This is a genomic window from Flavobacterium cryophilum (genome assembly GCF_048286555.1).
In the GTDB taxonomy this organism is placed as follows: Bacteria; Bacteroidota; Bacteroidia; order Flavobacteriales; family Flavobacteriaceae; genus Flavobacterium.
Window position 1 is genome coordinate 1 of record NZ_JBLVPZ010000008.1, and the last position, 17,847, is coordinate 17,847.

Sequence of the window (17,847 nt, forward strand, 5' to 3'; positions counted from 1 at the left end):
ATTTTTGGGATAAAAATATTCAGGCTTGAAATCGAAGATTCATGAATACCAAAAAACAATAATAACCCATGAATATTTTTTTGTTACTTTTTTCATCAAGACAAATCGAAGATTCAGCGAACACCACTTATAATGAAAATTAAGTGAGCTAAAAAAGTAAGAATCTCTTAAGTAACAAAAAACGTGTATTAATACTCCACGCTTGAAATCGAAGATTCATGAATACCAAAAAAACAATAATAATCCATGAATATTTTTTGTTTCTTTTGAAATCAAAGATTCACGAACTCTAATAAATTATTAACTCGTGAGTAATCAAGACAAAAGAAAAAGATCACATATAAGATATAAAATAGTACTTGCAACAGCAAACATTCCTTTAAACCCTCGTCGGATCTCTATTACAATTTTACGCCACAAAATCATGGTAAGGATTTCAGTGCCGGCCGAATGGAGTGACCCTAACCTGACTGATAAAGCATCATCGAAATAACGTCCACTTTTAACTCGCCCTTAAATAAAAAGCATAGAAAACAACGAAGAAGTGAAGTGGCAGCACTCCGCGAGTTGAGTCCGCAGGACGAACGGCTCGGGGTGCGGAATGGAACTTCGAGGTAGTTTTCAAGCTTTTTATTTTCAGGCTTGATTTTTTTGTTACTTTTTTCATCAAGGAAAAAAGTAAGAATCTCTTAAGTAACAAAAAAACGTGTAGCGACAGTACAAGCTTGATTTTTTGTTTCTTTTGAAATCAAAGATTCAAGAACTCCAATAAATTATTAACTCGTGAGTAATCAAGACAAAAGAAAAGAATCTCTTAAGTAACAAAAAACGTGTAACGACAGTACAAGCTTTATTTTTTGTCGCTTTTGAAATCAAAGATTCACGAACTCCAACAAATTAGTAACTCATGAGTAATCGAGACAAAATAAAAATCCTCCTCCCTCTCCCCGCCCTTATATTTTTAAACCAAAAAATCACGGTAAGGATTTCAGCGCCGGCCGTAGGGAGTGACCCCCGAGTCGAGTGTGAAACACGAGCAGCTGGGGTCGCGATAGGAAAATTTGTCCGATGATTTTTGGGATAAAAATATTCAGGCTTGATTTTTTGTTTCTTTTGCATCAAGGCAAAAGAAAAGAATCTCTTAACTAACAAAAAAACGTGTAACGACAATATAGGCTTTATTTTTTGTTTCTTTTGAAATCAAAGATTCACGAACTCCAACAAATTACTAGCGTGTACTTCTAACTCGTCCTTAAATAAAAAGCATAGAAAACAACGAAGAAGTGAAGTGGCAGCACTCCGCGAGTTGAGTCCGCAGGACGAACGGCTCGGGGTGCGGAACGCAATTTAGAGGTAGTTTTCAAGCTTTTTATTTTCAGGCTTGATTTTTTGTTTCTTTTGTATCAAGACAAAAGAAAAGAATCTTTTAAGTAACAAAAGAACGTGTAACGACAGTAAAGACTTGATTTTTTTGTTACTTTTTTCATCAAGGAAAAAAGTAAGAATCTCATAGGTAACAAAAAAACATGTAATGACAATACAAGCTTGATTTTTGTGTCTTTTGAAATCAAAAATTCACAAACTCCAACAAATTATACCAGTAAGTAATTAAGACAAATGACTCTTAATCTACAAAATTGTTAAAATAGCAATCCCTTTTTCCCTTATGACTTTATCATTTAGCGACACAGTCAACCATTGTAAATTTAAACTTCACACGTTCAAAATCGATAGGCGAGCCTTTAACAAAATAAGAAGCACCCAACGTGGTTTGTATTTTTCCATTGCCTAAAATAAGCGTATTCCCCCGCTTTAAAAATGCCATTGGATTTTTAAAAGTTATTTTTTCATTAGCGCCCTGAATAAAGGTGTAGCTAACAAACAATGTATCACCGCTGAATTCTCCAGCAATTTTCCCTACCTTTTTTGGCATATCTAAAAGTGTCATCGCCAAATCACCGGTTATTTTTCCGTTTTTTAAAGTGTTCACTTTTAAATCAATAGTGTCTTGTTCATACAGCGCTTTATAGCATTGGACACTTACTGGTTTTTCAACCTGAACTTGGAGGCCCTCAACGGCCTTTTCTTCTTGATTATTTTTACAACTTTGAAATCCTATACAGGCAAACAAAAAACAAAAAAGAACTGGAGTTTTCATAATAGTAAGTATTTAGTTAAAACAAGGTTACAGTAACAAGTGCTAATTTACGCATAATAGTCCTACTTTAATGCCATTTTGCTAAATAATAACTCGTAGGGTGGAAGTAGTTTATGATGATAATTTTTGTCAGTCCAAGTATTTTCTCTCGAAGGCTAGAACAAGAAAATGAGATCGAGAAATAGGAAATTGCTAGTAAAAAAACCCCTGCAGTTCGCAATACTTCTCCGCTTTCCCTGCCCTACCAAATTCAGAACCATTTCCCTACGTTCTCAAGAATACCAGATTGTTCTCGATTTGACCAAGCTTCGATTCCGCCTTGTTATCGTTAACAGTACTAAAAAGCATCCAGTTAGTTATATCGGATTATTCAAATCTTCATGGAGAAATAAATAAGAAGTTTATTTTAAATCATGGGGTGTAAAATAAAAATCACGCTTTTAATCCCATCAAAATAATGTTGTCAGAAAATAACTTTTTTTATATAATTCATATTTGTCAGAATTCCGCAACATCTTTTTAAAAGCCCGTTAAACAAACATAATATATCAATAATCAACCCTAAACATATAGTAATGAATACGATAATGGCATAGAATTTGACATTAATGCAAAATCAAAAAAAAGTAAAAACGAGTTGAGTTTACTTTTTTTAGTACCCAAATATTGGCAAAAAAGACACAGTAAACAATATAACTATTCTACCAGTGCTGATGATTGATATTTAATAACCGACAGAAATTCATAGATTTTTTTCTCGCAAACCTAAATTTACAATAGTAAATCAAGTAGCTGTTAAATTCATTGGAAGCGCCTAATTAAGATGTTTTAATAATTAAAATTTGTGAATTTGCAAAAAAAACAACTCATTGGTCTGCCTTTATTTTGCGGTAAATGCAAAGTAGGTCAAAAAAGCAACGTCAATAATGGTACAGAAAGGGACATATTGCAGCACATATTCCAATACCAGCGACACTTATTACTTTCTGCTTTAAAAAAATATAAATCCCATAGGGGTCCAAAATATTATTTTAACTTCTCGACTTTGAAATCTGGTGTTTTTAAAACATAAGTCGCTATAAAACAACAGCATACATTAAATTTTTATTTCTATAATTTATCATAACAACCAATTTATACAACATTTCATGCCAATGACGCCCATTAATGCAATAATCATATCCGAAGAAAAAGACACTGTAACGATTCTGAAAAATTTTGAAGAAGAGAACTTTATGATTATGAAAATAATTGGTGATGCATCAACTGTTTTAGAGGCTATTGGTTTGATAAAAGTAAAAAAACCGGATGTAGTTTTCCTAGATGCCCTCCTGAAAGACGATGTTTTTTTTGAAATGCTGGAACAGCTAGAATTTAGCATTCCAAAGCTGGTATTTATCTCTGCAATTGAAAATCACGCCGTCAAAGCATTTAAACACAACGCAATTGATTTTATCTTAAAACCAATTGATTTTAATGCTATTATCTTAGCTACATATAAAGTAATCCGAAGAACCGAAATGGAACGTTCGTATCAGAATCAAAAAATTAATAATATTAATATTTTGAACTCTATGAATCAGCCTAATGAATATGTAGCCGTTTCGTCATTAGATAAAATTGAACTGATTCCTATGTCAGATATTATTTTTTGTCAGGCAGACGGAAAGTATACTAATTTTATTCTTGTAAATGGTAAAAAGATAATGTCCAGTAGAAATTTAGGGGAATACAGTACTATTTTGGATCAAAAATATTTTTTTAGAATACATTATTCACACATTATTAATATCCGTCATATTGCAAAAATTTCCAAAAAAGATGGTTATTTCTGTGAGCTTTCTAATGGAACTATTTTACCGGTTGCTAAGAGACGACAAGAAGATTTTAACAAATTCATAAAACTGTAAGAATGCTAATTTAAAAAAGTACGACGGCATCAGATTGGAATTTTTATATTATTGCACCAAATTATTTTTAAAATTAATAACGGCTATGAAAACTAAAATATTACTTGTTGAACATGATTCCAACGATATGGCAACAATTCAACAGGAGTTAAAAAAAGGCGATGTTAATTATGCGACCGAAACGGTACAAACAGAAACGGAGTATAAAAACGCAATACATACATTCCAACCCGATATCATACTTTCTAATTACACCTTCCCTTCGTTCGATGGTCGTGCAGCTTTAGAAATAAGAGAAAAGCTAGTGCCGCACACGCCTTTTATTTTTGTTTCTGAATCAATTAATCCCAAAAATGCCGATGCGCTTCCTGTAAACGGACCAACTGATTTTGTATTGAAAGAGCGGTTGTTTACTTTAATAGATAAAATTAACTGGGCGCTGCACGAGGCCGAATTAACAAAATTAAAGGCGCTGTTGAAACAATCTGAAGAACAACGAACAAAAGATTTATTTCAAAACGAGTCAAAATACCACGCTTTAATAGAGAGTAGTATAGACGCTATTCTTCTCACCGTTAAAGACGGACGAATCCTTGCGGCAAATGCAGCGGCATGTGAAATTTTTAAAATGACACACGAGGAGATTTGCAACAGAGAAAGATCAGATATTATTGATAGTACAGATCCACGGTTACAAATACTATTAGAAGAACGCCATCGCACCGGAAGAGCAAAAGGAGAAATAACATTTAAACGTATAGATGGAACTAAGTTTCCCGGAGAAATAACATCTGTAGTATTTACAGATGTTGATGGTCAGGAAAAAACCTCTATGATCATTAGAGACATAACAGAACGGAAACAAGCAGAGGATAAACAGATCGCATCTTTAAATGCGGTACAGCAGACCGTGAATGATCTAAACGACATCTTGGATTCGTCATTGGATGTAATCTGCTCCTTTGATGAAGAGGGAAGATTTGTTACCTTAAACGCGGCATCAGAATCGATTTGGGGGTACAAACCTCACGAATTGATTGGCAAAAAATATTTGGACCTGGTATACCATGAAGATGTTGAAAAAACCTTAAAAGCCGACACCGTAATTAAAAATGGTGAGCCGGTAACGACATTTGAAAACCGTTATATTCATAAAAATGGAAGCATAATACCCATTACATGGTCTTGCAGATGGGATGAGAAGAACAGATTATTTTATAGCACGACCAAAAATGCAACTAAAAAAACAAACATAGAAAAAGCGTTCGAAATTGAGAGACAACGTTTCATGGATTTATACGCACAAGCACCATCCTGTATGGGGATTCTAAAGGGTCCAGATCACGTGTATGAAATGGTGAATCCGCTTTATTTACAATTAATTCACAAAAAAGATATCATAGGTAAATCCATAAAAGAAGTATTACCCGAATTCGAAACACAGGGAGTTTTTGGATTTTTAGATACGGTGTATGCAACTGGTGAAACTTTTTCAGCCAATGAAATGCTGATGAAATTTGACCTTCATGGCAATGGAAAACTAGTGGATACCTTTTTAAATTTTATCTATCTGGCACACCGAAATAATGATGGTCATATTGACGGCATTTTTTTCTTTATTATAGATGTAACGGAACAAGTACTTTCTCGAAAAAAAATTGAGGAAAGCGCACTTCGCTACAGTTCGCTTATAGAACAAACAGGCGATGCCTTTTGTTTTATTGATGCATCAATGAAAATTATTGAAGTAAATCGCTGTGGCTGTCAGAAGTTAGGGTATTCAAGAGCAGAACTTTTACAGCTTTCTATAGGCGACTTTTTTTTAGAAGAAGACCTTAAGACAAACCCTTTAAAAATTGATTTGTTAAAAGAAGGAAATACCGTCAGGAGCGAAAGAAGAATTAAAAGAAAAGACAACTCTTTAATCAACGTCGAATTATCTGCAAAAATGCTGACCGATGGCAACTTACTGCTGTTTGTCCGAGATATTACCGAATTTAAAAAAGCCCAAAAGGCCCTGATCGAAAGTGAAAAAAAATACCGTCAAATTGTAGAAACCGCACAAGAAGGAATATGGTTGATTGATGAAACGAATAAAACAACATTCGTTAACACTAAAATGGGCGACATTATTGAATATACCCGGGAAGAAATGATGGATAAAGAAGTGCACTCTTTTATGGATCGAAAAGGGAAACAGATTTTAAACAGCTTACTGCTCCGTAGAGAGGAAAAATATAGTAGACAGAGTCGTTTTAAATTTATCTCAAAAACCGGAAAAGAAATCTGGGCGAATGTGGCGGCAAACCCAATTTTTGATGAAACTGGTGTTTATAAAGGTAGCCTAGCAATGGTTACTGACATTACGGATCGAAAAAGAGCGGAAGAAAAACTCGAACAGCAAAATTTAGAGCTTATCAAAACTAATTCAGAACTCGACCGTTTTGTGTATAGTGTTTCGCATGATTTACGTTCCCCCCTTACGTCAGTTCTTGGGCTAATTTCTTTTATTGAAGAAGAAAGTCAGGAAACGGATACCCTTGAACATGTAAAGATGATTCGCAACAGCATCAATCGTCTGGATGAATTTATTAAAAACATTCTTAGTTATTCTAAAAATAAACGTACCGGACTGGAAGTCATAAAAATTCCATTACAGAAAACCATTCTTGAGATTGTGGAGGCACTTCGCAGCATGGAAGAGGCTAAAGGAATTCATTTTAAAATTGAGATCAACGAAAAGAAGCCCTTTTATTCTAATAGTCTGCGCTTTAACACCATACTTGAAAATCTTATTTCGAATGCTGTAAAATACCATAAGAAGAATAAGACCGACAGTTATATTAAAATAATCGGGCAGTCAGATCAGCAAAAACTGCAATTCTCCATACTTGATAACGGTATCGGAATTGATTCAGCACATCATAATAAGATATTTGACATGTTTTTCCGTCTCTCCGGAAAAACACAAGGCTCTGGTATTGGGCTATATATTGTAAAAGAAACCGTTGAGAAACTCCAAGGTTCAATTCAGGTAGAGTCTCAGCTCGGAATTGGAACTACCTTTATCATAACATTAAAAAATTTAAAACCATGACAAACGAATTAAAACCAAAATTTGAAACGGTGATGATCATTGATGACAATACCATTGATTTGTATATCTCATCCCGCTTAATTACTAAAAACTATTTTGGCAAAAAAGTATTGGAGTATTCAGATGCAAAAGAGGCACTTAAATATTTACAAGAAAACCAGCATGATTTTTCCATGTTGCCTCAGGTCATTTTTGTAGATATATATATGCCCGTAATGTCAGGTTTTGAATTTTTAAATGCCTATGACAAACTCCCGCTAGATTTAAAAAATAAGTGCCGAACATACATTATTTCCTCCACTATTGATGATGATGACATTATCCGTGCCCGAAGAGATAAAAACGTTATTTCCTTTCAGGTAAAACCCATAAATAAAGAATTTCTAGAACGGATTATTGCCGACTGAATAGCTGTGTTTCTTATGTAAATCTAAAATTTTAAAGTTCTCATTTAACCTTTAAAATTTTAGATTTTTCCTTTTCGATATCCCAAATAAAGTTTCGAAAAAATAATTTCTTCTCATAAATTGTAAACGGTCTTTTTTTTAAAAACCCTAATAAAGACCAGTTATTCTTGCTACAACGCAGTTATAACTTCTCGTTTTTGATTTAAAAAAAAATCCCTTTAATTTATCCTGTAATTTGATAGTTGTTAGTCATTGCAGTCTAAAGTAGTATAGGAGTATGTATAACAATCCTAGATTCCACTTAACAAACATTGAGTAAAACTTGCCTGTTTTTTATCAGAAAAAAAATTGGAAGTCAGAATTCCCAAATTGAATCTCAATATGAAAAAAGCAGCTACTTTTATTCCGTATACACTTATACTTTTCTTTTTATTGTTTGGCAATACTATTGTTGCGAGTGCTCAGGATTTACCTCCACCTGGTTTAGAACCACCACCACCACCGGTAAATATTGATTTGTACATGATTCCAATGGTTGGAATAGGAATTTTATTGGCTTTTTTTTTCATTAGAAAAAACACTGATGTGTAAATAAAAAATTGATTGTTAGCATTTTTAAATCCCGTCTCCCAAAAAAGAACCGCTTCTTTAATGCGTGACAAATCATTAAAAATCTTTCAGCAATCCCCGTGCAATCACTAATTTCATAATTTCATTTGTTCCGGCATAAATACGTGCCACACGATTATCAGCGTACATACGTGCTATGGGATAGTCCCACATATATCCATAACCACCAAATAATTGCAAACATTCATCTACGACGTTTCCGCACATGTCTGTTGCCGAATATTTAATCATCGAAGCACTTTCAGTTGTTAATTTGTGATCTACTAATAATTCAATACATCGATCTAAAAAAGCCTGATGTATTTGCACTTGGGTACTGCATTCAGCAAGTTTAAATTGGGTATTTTGAAATCCGGAAACAGGCGTCTCAAAAGCGGTTCGCTGCTTTGTATAACTGATGGTATTTTCAATTGCGCCCTCGGCAGTGGCTACCGCCATAATCCCAACTGTCAATCGTTCCCGAGCCAATTCCTTCATCATAATTTTAAAGCCTGCTTTTTCGTCTCCAAGCCTGTTCTCTTTTGGAACTTTTACGTTATCAAAAAACAACTCGGCCGTGTCCTGTGATTTCATTCCAATTTTTTTAAATGGAACTCCTTTAGTAAAGCCGTCCATTGTTGACTCTAAAATCAGCAAGGTAACGCCTTCTTCAGCCGTATTATGATTCGTTTTTACGGCCACAATAGCCATATCACACATAAAACCATTAGTGATAAACGTCTTTTGACCATTTACCACGTAATGATCCCCTTTATCTTCAGCCCTAGTTCGAAGTGCTTTCAAATCACTCCCGCAATTAGGCTCGGTCATTCCTATAGCCGTAATAATTTCCCCTTTGGCCATTAACGGTAAATACTTTTGCTTTTGTGCTTCAGTTCCATAATACAATAAATAGGGCGCTACAATATCGGAATGCAACGAAAACCCAGGCCCGGTTATTCCTTTTTTGGCAAAAGCTTCTATTAATAAGGCATTAAAAGTAAAATCTAATCCTCCGCCTCCATAAATTTCCGGTATATCCAAACACAATAAACCTAATTCCCCCGCTCGTTTCCATATTTCACGCGATACCATGCCCTTTTTCTCCCACTCATCTAAATGATCCACAATATCATTAGAAATGAATTCCTGAATCATCGCTTGCATCATTTTATGCTCTTGGGAGGCATAAATCTTTCGTTCTATTAATATTTTCTCTAACATTTTGTATCGTTTTTGATTAGTGGATCCTGCTCTACATTCTATTGTTAACAAAATTTAACGGATGGCACTAAATTCCGAAGCTGTAACTGTTTTTCATCTCCTAAGTTCAGGGCAAGTAAATACGTTTTTTACAGCAAATTCACAGATTTAAAGTAACCGCTTTCAGCAAAGTAATTTATTTCTCGAAAATCATAAAAGTTAGCGTTCAAAAAACACCGCTGTGAATCTGTGGTTGTTTTTAAAAATCATGCGTTTGTCCTGTTCTAAAGTTACATAATTTTTGTTTTCAAAAATGCATCATGCCATAAATCCCAAAGAGCAATTCATAACCAGTATCTAATACCATTGATTAGTTCATTATAGTCCAATTGTTTTTTGTCATATCGAGCGCAGTCGAGATGTCATAATGGTTCTAGACTGCGCTCGATATGACAATCGGACTATTTTATAATAACGAATGGTATAAAATGCTGATTTTTGACGCAGCGCATGATTTCTAGGTTAAGAATTATTTAGATTGACCGCAACAAGCCACGCATCCATTTAGCAAAAGTGACTCCCAATTGTGATTTTGAAAATGACACCTGCCAACCCTCCTACAATTTAGTATTGACATTGAAGAAGGAACCATTGAAAGCCGTTAAGAAATTAACTCGAACTGACAGTCTTTTTCATCGGGTTTCTAAAACAAAATCGAAAGAAATAACGATTCCTGCATCATAAATTTAATACAACAACGGTAATTGGCTATTAAAGTTGCAAATGCTAACACCGAATGCCGAACACAGATCGTAAAAAACCGAACGCTTTTCATTAACTTTGAAGCATGTTTACATTCTTCAAAACAAAGCCGCTACTCAAAGATTTAATTCCAGAACACCATATTGATATCCATTCTCATTTGTTACCGGGTATTGATGATGGTGCAAAAACTTTTGAAGATACGCTGCGGTTAACAAAAGCACTTAAAAATATTGGGGTTTCAGAGTTTATTACCACTCCACACATCATTCAATATGTTTATGACAACACACAGGAACAAATTCTGGAGACGAAAGCCACAACAGTTTTAGAACTGGAAAAGAACAATATTTCAGTTCCATTTAATGCCGCTGCCGAATATCTTATGGATGATCAGTTTGTAAAACTTTTTAAATCCCATAATCTGTTGACTTTAAAAGACAATTATGTTCTGGTTGAAATGTCGTACATCAATCCACCAATTCAGTTGTATGCTATAATATTTGATTTACAGGTGGCCGGTTACATTCCAGTATTGGCACATCCGGAACGGTATTTATTTTATCACAAAAATTTTAATGAGTACCATAAACTTAAAAGAGCCGGCTGTTTATTCCAGCTGAATTTACTGTCGGTAGTTGGGTATTACGGCAAGGGAATAACTACCATTGCGGAGCAATTATTGCAAAAAGGAATGTACGATTATGTAGGTTCTGATGTACATCATGATACTCATATAGCAGCATTTGAACGTAAAGTAAACATCAAAGATTTAACGCCTCTTAAAGAAACAATAGCCAACAATCAGTTTTTTAAATTAGGTTGACGCAATTGTTCTTATAATTAAAAAGGGCCCAAAGTAATACTACTTTGGGCCCTTTATCATGCTATTTAATGCTTTTGCTACTTGTCTAGCAATTCAAAAGTAGAATTCATACTTTTGAACTCAGGTACAATATGTTTCATTTTCAGTACAATTTGGTCATTGTCAAAATGATTTGCAATTCTTATAAGGTCTTCAATATCGGTATTTAAAACATCAAACTCATCTGAAATCTCTTCCGCAATCATAATTTTTTCATGATAGGTGGGAAGGGTTTTTGAAGTATCATTCAGTAATTCTTCGTATAATTTCTCTCCGGGTCGCAGTCCGACGATTTGTATTTTGATATCCTTTTCTGGAATAAAACCCGCTAATTTGATCATCTTTCTAGCCAAATCGATAATTTTAACTGGTTTTCCCATGTCAAAAATATAAATTTCTCCTCCATTACCCATAGCGCCAGCCTCTAAAACTAATTGACAGGCTTCTGGTATGGTCATAAAATACCTAATAATCTCAGGGTGTGTAATGGTAATAGGCCCACCATTTGCAATTTGCTGCGTAAACAATGGCACTACAGAACCATTAGATCCTAATACGTTGCCAAAACGAGTGGTAATAAATTTAGTAGCATTATTTTTACCTTCAGTATCATTTTTTAATTGTAGCGATTGCACATATTTTTCTGCAATTCTTTTACTGGCTCCCATCACATTGCTGGGATTTACGGCTTTGTCAGTAGAGACCATCACAAATTTTTTGACTTTATAAAAGCAGGACAAATCGGCAAGAATTTTAGTTCCTTCTATATTGGTAAGAATAGCTTGAGAAGGATTTTCTTCCATCAAGGGAACATGCTTATAAGCTGCTGCGTGAAAAACCACTTGAGGTTCATACTTTTTAAAGACACTATTCATAGCTTCTTTATTCCTCACATCGGCAACTACCGCAAGCATTTTTGATCTGGACTCTAAATCTTTCATTTCTAGACACATGTGATGCAACGGCGTTTCGGCCTGGTCTAAAATGATAACAATCCTAGGACTAAAACCCAATACTTGACGAACAATTTCGCTACCTATAGAGCCGGCGGCACCGGTGATTAAAACGGTCTTATCCTTTAATTGTTTGGATATTGATTTGTTATCTAACACGATAGGTTTTCGTTCCAGTAAATCTTCAATTTCAATATTCTTTACTTTTTGGGAAATCTCTTTTTGATTCTCCCAGTCGGTAATTAAGGGCACAGTAAACACATTATAGTTAAATTCCAAACACTGGTCTACAATGATTAATTGCTCCTCTTTTGACAAACTTTTGTCAGCGATAATAACAGCTTGAGCATTTACGGAACGCATTAACGGCGGTAACTTTTTCTTTTTAATCAAAATGGGCAAATCCAGCATTCGCTTGGTAGCATTTTGATTGTTTTTATCAACAAACCCAACGATTTTAAATCGGGAAGGCGTTTCAAATTTTAAAGCATTAGCTACTGATATGGCATTAGCATCCGTCCCATAAATAATAGTTCGGATTAATTTATTTGTCCCTCGTTCGGAGAAATAGATCTCAAAAGTTTGTTTGATGATGACCCGATATAAAAATAATCCACAAAAGGAAAGTACTATGTTTATAAAAAAAGCAGTGTTTAAAAAGGCTTTCTCGCCATGCAATAACTCGTAGGCAAAATTAAAAAAAAGAAACAGTACTAAAACTGCCATTTGTGAAAACAAAAGCTTAACGGCATCAATATAAGAAGAGTGCCTGATGATACCGGAATAGGTTCTAAACAACCAGAAAAAGAAAATATTAACACCAAACAAAGCGCCTATAAACCTAAAGCTATACGGCGTAATAATATAATCTAATCCCGTCCCCTTAAAGATAAGGATAGTAAAAAAAAAGGACAATACCAAAACTGAAAGATCGATTAGAACAATAATCCATCTGGGCAGATAGCTCAAATTATGAATGCTGAATTTCAAGTTTGCTCTTGAAAAAAAATTAGGATTTGCTGATGTTGAGTCCGTGTTTTTAGTAGTACTCAAAATAAATATATTTTTAACATTACTTGTTTTATTAAGGCAAAAATAACAATTATTAACGGGAAAAAGGAAAACAAATCAATTCAATTTTAAAAAGGAGCAAACTATAAAAGAAATAGATCTTTCTATTTTTTCAATTAATCTAAATAAAATAAATTGAACCCCATAGAAACATCGAAAAAAGAGCCGGTTAGCCTCTTCTTGGGTTCACATAGCGATGTCTTTCTCTAAAAAAGTGAAAAGCATTTCAGAATTTTAAAATCGATGTTTCTATGTGGTTAAAAAATTAAATACACTTTTCACTATTAATTGTGCTATTTTTTTAAAAAAGTAACCCAGACAGTCTTCACAATAAGCAGTAAATCCCCGCTAAAACTTCGGTTGTTATAATACGCGAGATTCAATCGTACTTTATCCGGAAATAGAACAGTGTTGTTATAAAGTAAAGGCGATTCCTGCTTCTCCAACAAGAACTCCTCTTTAGCATATTTTATGGACGCTAAGCTGGTCAAACCTGGTTTTAATTCTAATATTTTACGGTTCTCTCCTTCTAACAAATCATAATAACCCGGTACATCCGGTCTTGGACCTACAAGGCTCATATCTCCTTTTAAAACGTTGAAAAGTTGCGGCATTTCATCCAGTTTATAGTGACGAAGTAGCTGACCTATTTTGGAAATACGAACAGCTGTAGAAGACGATAAAATTTGTAGGGTACGGAGTTTGTAAATTTTGAAGGGTAAACCAAATTGACCAATACGCTCTTGGATAAAGATTCCATTAGTATGCGTATCGATAATGGCAAGCAGCCAAGAAATTAATACCACCCAAAAAAATAAGAGAAGTATGAAGAGGGAGAAAACAATATCAAAAAGACGTTTTATCATACCTTGCAAAGTATTTTATTCGGAATAAAAATACAAGCAAAAAAAACGGTTTAAGAATTCCCGAGAACCATTTTGCGAGTAACAAAATTTCGAACAAGTAAATAAATAAAGGTTAGCAGCAGTAAAAATCCACCGATACAAAACAGGGTTAAATACCCATTGGCATCCATATAAATAACCAGCATATTGATACTTAATTGCAGTACTGCATAAATAAAGGCTACTAAAATATGAGAAAAACCCATTTCATTGGCCAAATATTGATACAAATGAGAGCGGTGCGGCTGGAATATATTTTCTTTTTTAAGTAATCTGTTGATGATGGTGATTATGGCGTCAATTCCATAAACCGAAAAGAAAAGAATATATCCGAGTTGCCCGGAGTCTATAATTGTTTTTATCATAAAATACCCTAAAAAAAGGGCCATACTGATACTGCCAACATCGCCTGCAAAGGTTTTCGCTTTTTTTCGAACATTAAATACGCCAAAAACCAAACAAGACAAGCCCATGGTAATCAATAGTGGCAAGCTCGCTTTGTTGACTGGTAAAAAAGAAAAAGTAACTATGGCTGCTAATGCGTATAAGACGGTTATGCCATTGATGCCATCCATAAAATTAAAAGCGTTTACCCAACCGATAAGAAGTACAAATACAACAGAAAGCAACCACAAAGGTTCATAAAATAAATGCAACTCATAAAAAACCAACGCCACTGCTATGACATGGGAAATAAAGCGAGGCAACTGAGACAACGGCTTGATATCATCAATAAAACTTACGATAGCCACCAATACCACTGCAAGCGTAACAGCCCAGGAGACATATCCCAGTAAAAAAGCAATACTTATGGCTATTGGAAAAATAATGCCGCCACCTCTCAATGTAACAGCAGTATGTGATGATCTGCTATTGGGTTTATCAATGATATTGTACTTATCCGCTATTTTAAAATAAATAAGTTCAATACCAACTAATAAAATAATTAATGCAATATATATCATGTTTTAAACTACGTCTATGCTGTTCTCTGAATACTAATAAATACTGAACATTGAACACTGATCATGGACCACTGAACTACTCACTGAACACTGTTTTACAACTTTTGCTTAAGCAATCCCAAAAGATACTCCCCATAACCCGATTTCTTCAAAGGTTCTGCCAGTTCTTTTAGTTGTTGTTCCGTTATAAATCCCTGTCTCCAGGCAATTTCTTCGATGCAGCCTACTTTCAATCCTTGGCGCTCTTCTATAACCTGAACAAATTGTCCCGCCTGCATTAAGCTGTTAAAAGTTCCGGTATCTAACCAAGCGGTTCCTCTGCTTAGAATACCGACTTTCAAAGCTCCTTTTTCCAAGTAAACCTTGTTCACATCGGTAATTTCATATTCCCCTCTGGCACTAGGCTTGATATTTTTGGCAATTTCAACTACCGAATTATCATAAAAATACAAACCGGGAACCGCATAATTTGATTTGGGCTCTAACGGTTTTTCTTCGATAGAAAGCGCTTTGAAATTAGCATCAAATTCAACTACACCATAGCGTTCCGGATCAGAAACGTGATACGCAAACACTACTCCTCCTTCGGGATTGGTATTGGACTGTAACAATTCATCCATGGTAGAACCAAAGAAAATATTATCCCCTAAAACCAAAGCCACGCTGTCTTTTCCGATGAATTCTTCTCCAATAACAAAAGCTTGCGCTAAACCGTTAGGAATAGCCTGCTCCGCGTAACTGAATTGACAACCAATTGAAGACCCATCGCCCAATAATTTTTTGAAATTAGGCAAATCATGAGGTGTTGAAATAATCAATATTTCATTGATTCCTGCCATCATCAAAGTAGACAACGGATAATAAATCATGGGCTTGTCGTACACAGGCATCATTTGCTTGCTCATCGCCAGCGTTAATGGATGCAAACGGGTCCCAGAACCTCCGGCTAATATAATTCCTTTCATATTTTTTTATTTTTTTGCCACGAAGGCACTAAGTAAGTCGAAAGTTTTAAAGTCATAAAGTCAAAAGTCTTATTGTGGTAAAAAAATCACTATAAAACACAAACAACACCTTTGTTTCCAATAGGATAATTTAAATTAATATTGTTTTTTCTAGATTTTAAAATACGACATTAAATTATATATAGTACTTAAATCTCGAAGGTATAATTTTTCGATCTAAAATATTTTTTTTAGCTAACACCTTACAAATGAAGCATTTTTTATAGTTCTATCTACGTCATTTAAAAAAAATGGAACACTGATCACTGACCATGAACACTGAGCACTATTTTTCGACCTCTGTCTTTCGCCGTTATGACTTTTGACTTTATGACTTTCGACTTTATGACTTTTGACTTTATGACTTTTGACTTTATGACTTTATGACTTTATGACTTTTGACTTTATGACTTTCGACTTTATGACTTTTGACTTTATGACTTTATGACTTTTGACTGTATGACTTTATGACTTTTGACTTTATGACTTTCGAGTTAATTTGCGTATTGCTTCTCGTAATAACTGGCATACTCCCCAGAAGTAATATTATCTAACCAACTCTGGTTCTCCAAATACCAATTCACGGTCTGTTCCAATCCTTGCTCAAAAGTAACCGAGGGTTTCCATCCCAATTCTGTATTGATCTTACTGGCGTCGATTGCATAGCGCAAATCATGTCCGGGACGATCTTTCACATACGAAATCAATTGTTCCGAGGTGCCTGCGAGACGACCTAACTTCTCATCCATTATTTTGCAAAGCAATTTAACCAAATCAATATTTTGCCATTCATTAAAACCACCAATATTATACGTATCGTGGTTGACGCCTTTATGAAAAACCAAATCAATGGCTACCGCATGATCTTCTACAAAAAGCCAATCACGAGTGTATTTCCCATCACCATAAACGGGTAAGGGTTTGTTTTGAATAATATTATTGATGAATAACGGAATCAATTTTTCAGGAAAATGAAATGGCCCGTAGTTATTGGAACAATTGGTCAGCACATAAGGCAATCCATACGTTTCTCCATAAGCACGAACAAAATGATCCGAACTGGCTTTTGAAGCCGAGTACGGGGAATTAGGATCGTAAGCGGTGGTTTCGGTGAACAATCCTTCGGCACCTAAACTACCATAAACCTCATCGGTACTGATGTGGTAAAAACGTTTCCCTTCATAATTGCCTTGCCAAATAGCCTTAGCCGCATTCAATAAATTCATGGTTCCGATCACATTTGTTTTCACAAAAGACAAGGGATCCGTTATAGAACGATCCACATGTGATTCGGCAGCTAAATGCAAAACTCCGTCAAATTGATGCTCCGCAAATAATTGATCAATAAATGCCGCATCAACGATATCTCCCTTTATAAAAGTATAGTTAGGCGCTTTTTCAATATCAACAATATTTTCCAGATTCCCAGCATAGGTAAGCGCATCCAAATTAAAAATTTGATACTGCGGATACTTTTTTACAAAAAGTCGTACTACGTGAGATCCAATAAAACCGGCACCACCGGTAATTAATATTTTTTTCATTTTTATTTTATATTTTTAAATAGTTGTAACAAACTCCCCAACTATTTTTGTTTACTCTTTAATGGCAATAATAGTAAACCATCTATTTTCGGTTTCCTTTAGGGCTCAGGCAAAACGAAAATTGCAAGCCACTTCTCACCTATCACATGTCACTATTCACTTCTCAATACTCTTTCCCCCGCCCTTAAATAAAAAGCATAAAAAACAACGAAAAAGTAAAGTGGCAGCAGTCCGCGAGTTGAGGACGAAGGGCGAACGGCTCGGGCTGCGGAACGGCACTTTGAGGTAGTTTTTAAGCTTTTTATTTTTAGGCTTGAAATCGAAGATTCATGAATACCAAAAAACAATAATAACCCATGAATATTTTTTGTTTCTTTTGTATCAAGACAAAAGA

At 34.7% G+C, this 17,847-nt stretch carries 12 protein-coding genes; 5 read left to right on the forward strand and 7 right to left on the reverse strand.

The annotated features are described in order from the left end of the window. Window positions 1-1,675 precede the first annotated feature (1,675 nt). Window positions 1,676-2,158, reverse strand: a complete 483-nt coding sequence (locus tag ACNQGJ_RS11890; protein ID WP_417973020.1) for a hypothetical protein — start codon at window positions 2,156-2,158, stop codon at window positions 1,676-1,678. Between the two features lie 1,154 nt (window positions 2,159-3,312). Here ACNQGJ_RS11890 and ACNQGJ_RS11895 point away from each other — a divergent pair. The 4 genes from ACNQGJ_RS11895 to ACNQGJ_RS11910 all read left to right on the forward strand — a co-directional run bounded on the left by ACNQGJ_RS11895 (window position 3,313) and on the right by ACNQGJ_RS11910 (window position 8,163). After that, a complete protein-coding gene (locus tag ACNQGJ_RS11895) occupies window positions 3,313-4,068 on the forward strand; it encodes a LytR/AlgR family response regulator transcription factor (RefSeq protein WP_417973022.1) in 756 nt (251 codons plus the stop codon). Window positions 4,069-4,153: 85 nt separating this feature from the next. Then, the gene (locus ACNQGJ_RS11900; RefSeq protein ID WP_417973024.1) at window positions 4,154-7,165 is read left to right on the forward strand and encodes a PAS domain S-box protein; all 3,012 of its coding nucleotides are present in this window, start codon (window positions 4,154-4,156) and stop codon (window positions 7,163-7,165) included. Then, a complete protein-coding gene (locus ACNQGJ_RS11905) occupies window positions 7,162-7,572 on the forward strand; it encodes a response regulator (RefSeq protein ID WP_417973026.1) in 411 nt (136 codons plus the stop codon). Before ACNQGJ_RS11900 ends, ACNQGJ_RS11905 begins: the two co-directional genes overlap by 4 nt. 381 nt (window positions 7,573-7,953) lie before the next feature. Further along, entirely contained in the window at window positions 7,954-8,163 is a 210-nt protein-coding gene (locus ACNQGJ_RS11910) for a hypothetical protein (protein ID WP_417973028.1), read from the forward strand. A gap of 75 nt (window positions 8,164-8,238) precedes the next feature. Here the strand turns inward: ACNQGJ_RS11910 and ACNQGJ_RS11915 are convergent, their stop codons facing one another. After that, complete coding sequence (locus ACNQGJ_RS11915; RefSeq protein ID WP_417973030.1) at window positions 8,239-9,405, reverse strand: acyl-CoA dehydrogenase family protein; 1,167 nt, start codon at window positions 9,403-9,405, stop codon at window positions 8,239-8,241. An 826-nt stretch (window positions 9,406-10,231) separates the two neighbouring features. On the opposite strand from ACNQGJ_RS11915, the gene ACNQGJ_RS11920 reads away from it, so the two are divergent. After that, on the forward strand, window positions 10,232-10,972 hold the full coding sequence (locus ACNQGJ_RS11920) for a tyrosine-protein phosphatase (protein WP_417973032.1): 741 nt from the start codon (window positions 10,232-10,234) through the stop codon (window positions 10,970-10,972). 77 nt (window positions 10,973-11,049) lie between these two features. On the opposite strand, the gene ACNQGJ_RS11925 is transcribed toward ACNQGJ_RS11920, so the two are convergent. From ACNQGJ_RS11925 to rfbB, 5 genes are all read right to left on the reverse strand, one after another. After that, entirely contained in the window at window positions 11,050-13,017 is a 1,968-nt protein-coding gene (locus ACNQGJ_RS11925; RefSeq protein WP_417973034.1) for a polysaccharide biosynthesis protein, read from the reverse strand. Window positions 13,018-13,328: 311 nt separating this feature from the next. Then, window positions 13,329-13,901 (reverse strand): sugar transferase, encoded by a 573-nt coding sequence (locus tag ACNQGJ_RS11930; RefSeq protein ID WP_417973036.1) that lies wholly within the window; start codon window positions 13,899-13,901, stop codon window positions 13,329-13,331. Between the two features lie 50 nt (window positions 13,902-13,951). After that, window positions 13,952-14,905, reverse strand: a complete 954-nt coding sequence (locus ACNQGJ_RS11935) for an MraY family glycosyltransferase (protein WP_417973038.1) — start codon at window positions 14,903-14,905, stop codon at window positions 13,952-13,954. A 95-nt stretch (window positions 14,906-15,000) separates the two neighbouring features. Then, window positions 15,001-15,870: a glucose-1-phosphate thymidylyltransferase RfbA gene (gene rfbA / locus ACNQGJ_RS11940; protein WP_417973040.1), complete on the reverse strand. Its 870-nt coding sequence runs from the start codon at window positions 15,868-15,870 to the stop codon at window positions 15,001-15,003. 533 nt (window positions 15,871-16,403) lie between these two features. Further along, window positions 16,404-17,453, reverse strand: a complete 1,050-nt coding sequence (rfbB, locus tag ACNQGJ_RS11945) for a dTDP-glucose 4,6-dehydratase (protein ID WP_417973042.1) — start codon at window positions 17,451-17,453, stop codon at window positions 16,404-16,406. Between the last annotated feature and the right edge of the window lie 394 nt (window positions 17,454-17,847).

Excerpts from the sequence above, each read along its gene's own strand:
- ACNQGJ_RS11895 (WP_417973022.1), top strand. The coding sequence starts at position 3,313 with ATGACGCCCATTAATGCAATAATCATATCCGAAGAAAAAGACACTGTA.
- rfbA (WP_417973040.1), bottom strand. The coding sequence starts at position 15,870 with ATGAAAGGAATTATATTAGCCGGAGGTTCTGGGACCCGTTTGCATCCA.
- rfbB (WP_417973042.1), bottom strand. The coding sequence starts at position 17,453 with ATGAAAAAAATATTAATTACCGGTGGTGCCGGTTTTATTGGATCTCAC.
- ACNQGJ_RS11920 (WP_417973032.1), top strand. The coding sequence starts at position 10,232 with ATGTTTACATTCTTCAAAACAAAGCCGCTACTCAAAGATTTAATTCCA.
- ACNQGJ_RS11905 (WP_417973026.1), top strand. The coding sequence starts at position 7,162 with ATGACAAACGAATTAAAACCAAAATTTGAAACGGTGATGATCATTGAT.
- ACNQGJ_RS11900 (WP_417973024.1), top strand. The coding sequence starts at position 4,154 with ATGAAAACTAAAATATTACTTGTTGAACATGATTCCAACGATATGGCA.
- ACNQGJ_RS11890 (WP_417973020.1), bottom strand. The coding sequence starts at position 2,158 with ATGAAAACTCCAGTTCTTTTTTGTTTTTTGTTTGCCTGTATAGGATTT.
- ACNQGJ_RS11930 (WP_417973036.1), bottom strand. The coding sequence starts at position 13,901 with ATGATAAAACGTCTTTTTGATATTGTTTTCTCCCTCTTCATACTTCTC.
- ACNQGJ_RS11935 (WP_417973038.1), bottom strand. The coding sequence starts at position 14,905 with ATGATATATATTGCATTAATTATTTTATTAGTTGGTATTGAACTTATT.
- ACNQGJ_RS11915 (WP_417973030.1), bottom strand. The coding sequence starts at position 9,405 with ATGTTAGAGAAAATATTAATAGAACGAAAGATTTATGCCTCCCAAGAG.
- ACNQGJ_RS11910 (WP_417973028.1), top strand. The coding sequence starts at position 7,954 with ATGAAAAAAGCAGCTACTTTTATTCCGTATACACTTATACTTTTCTTT.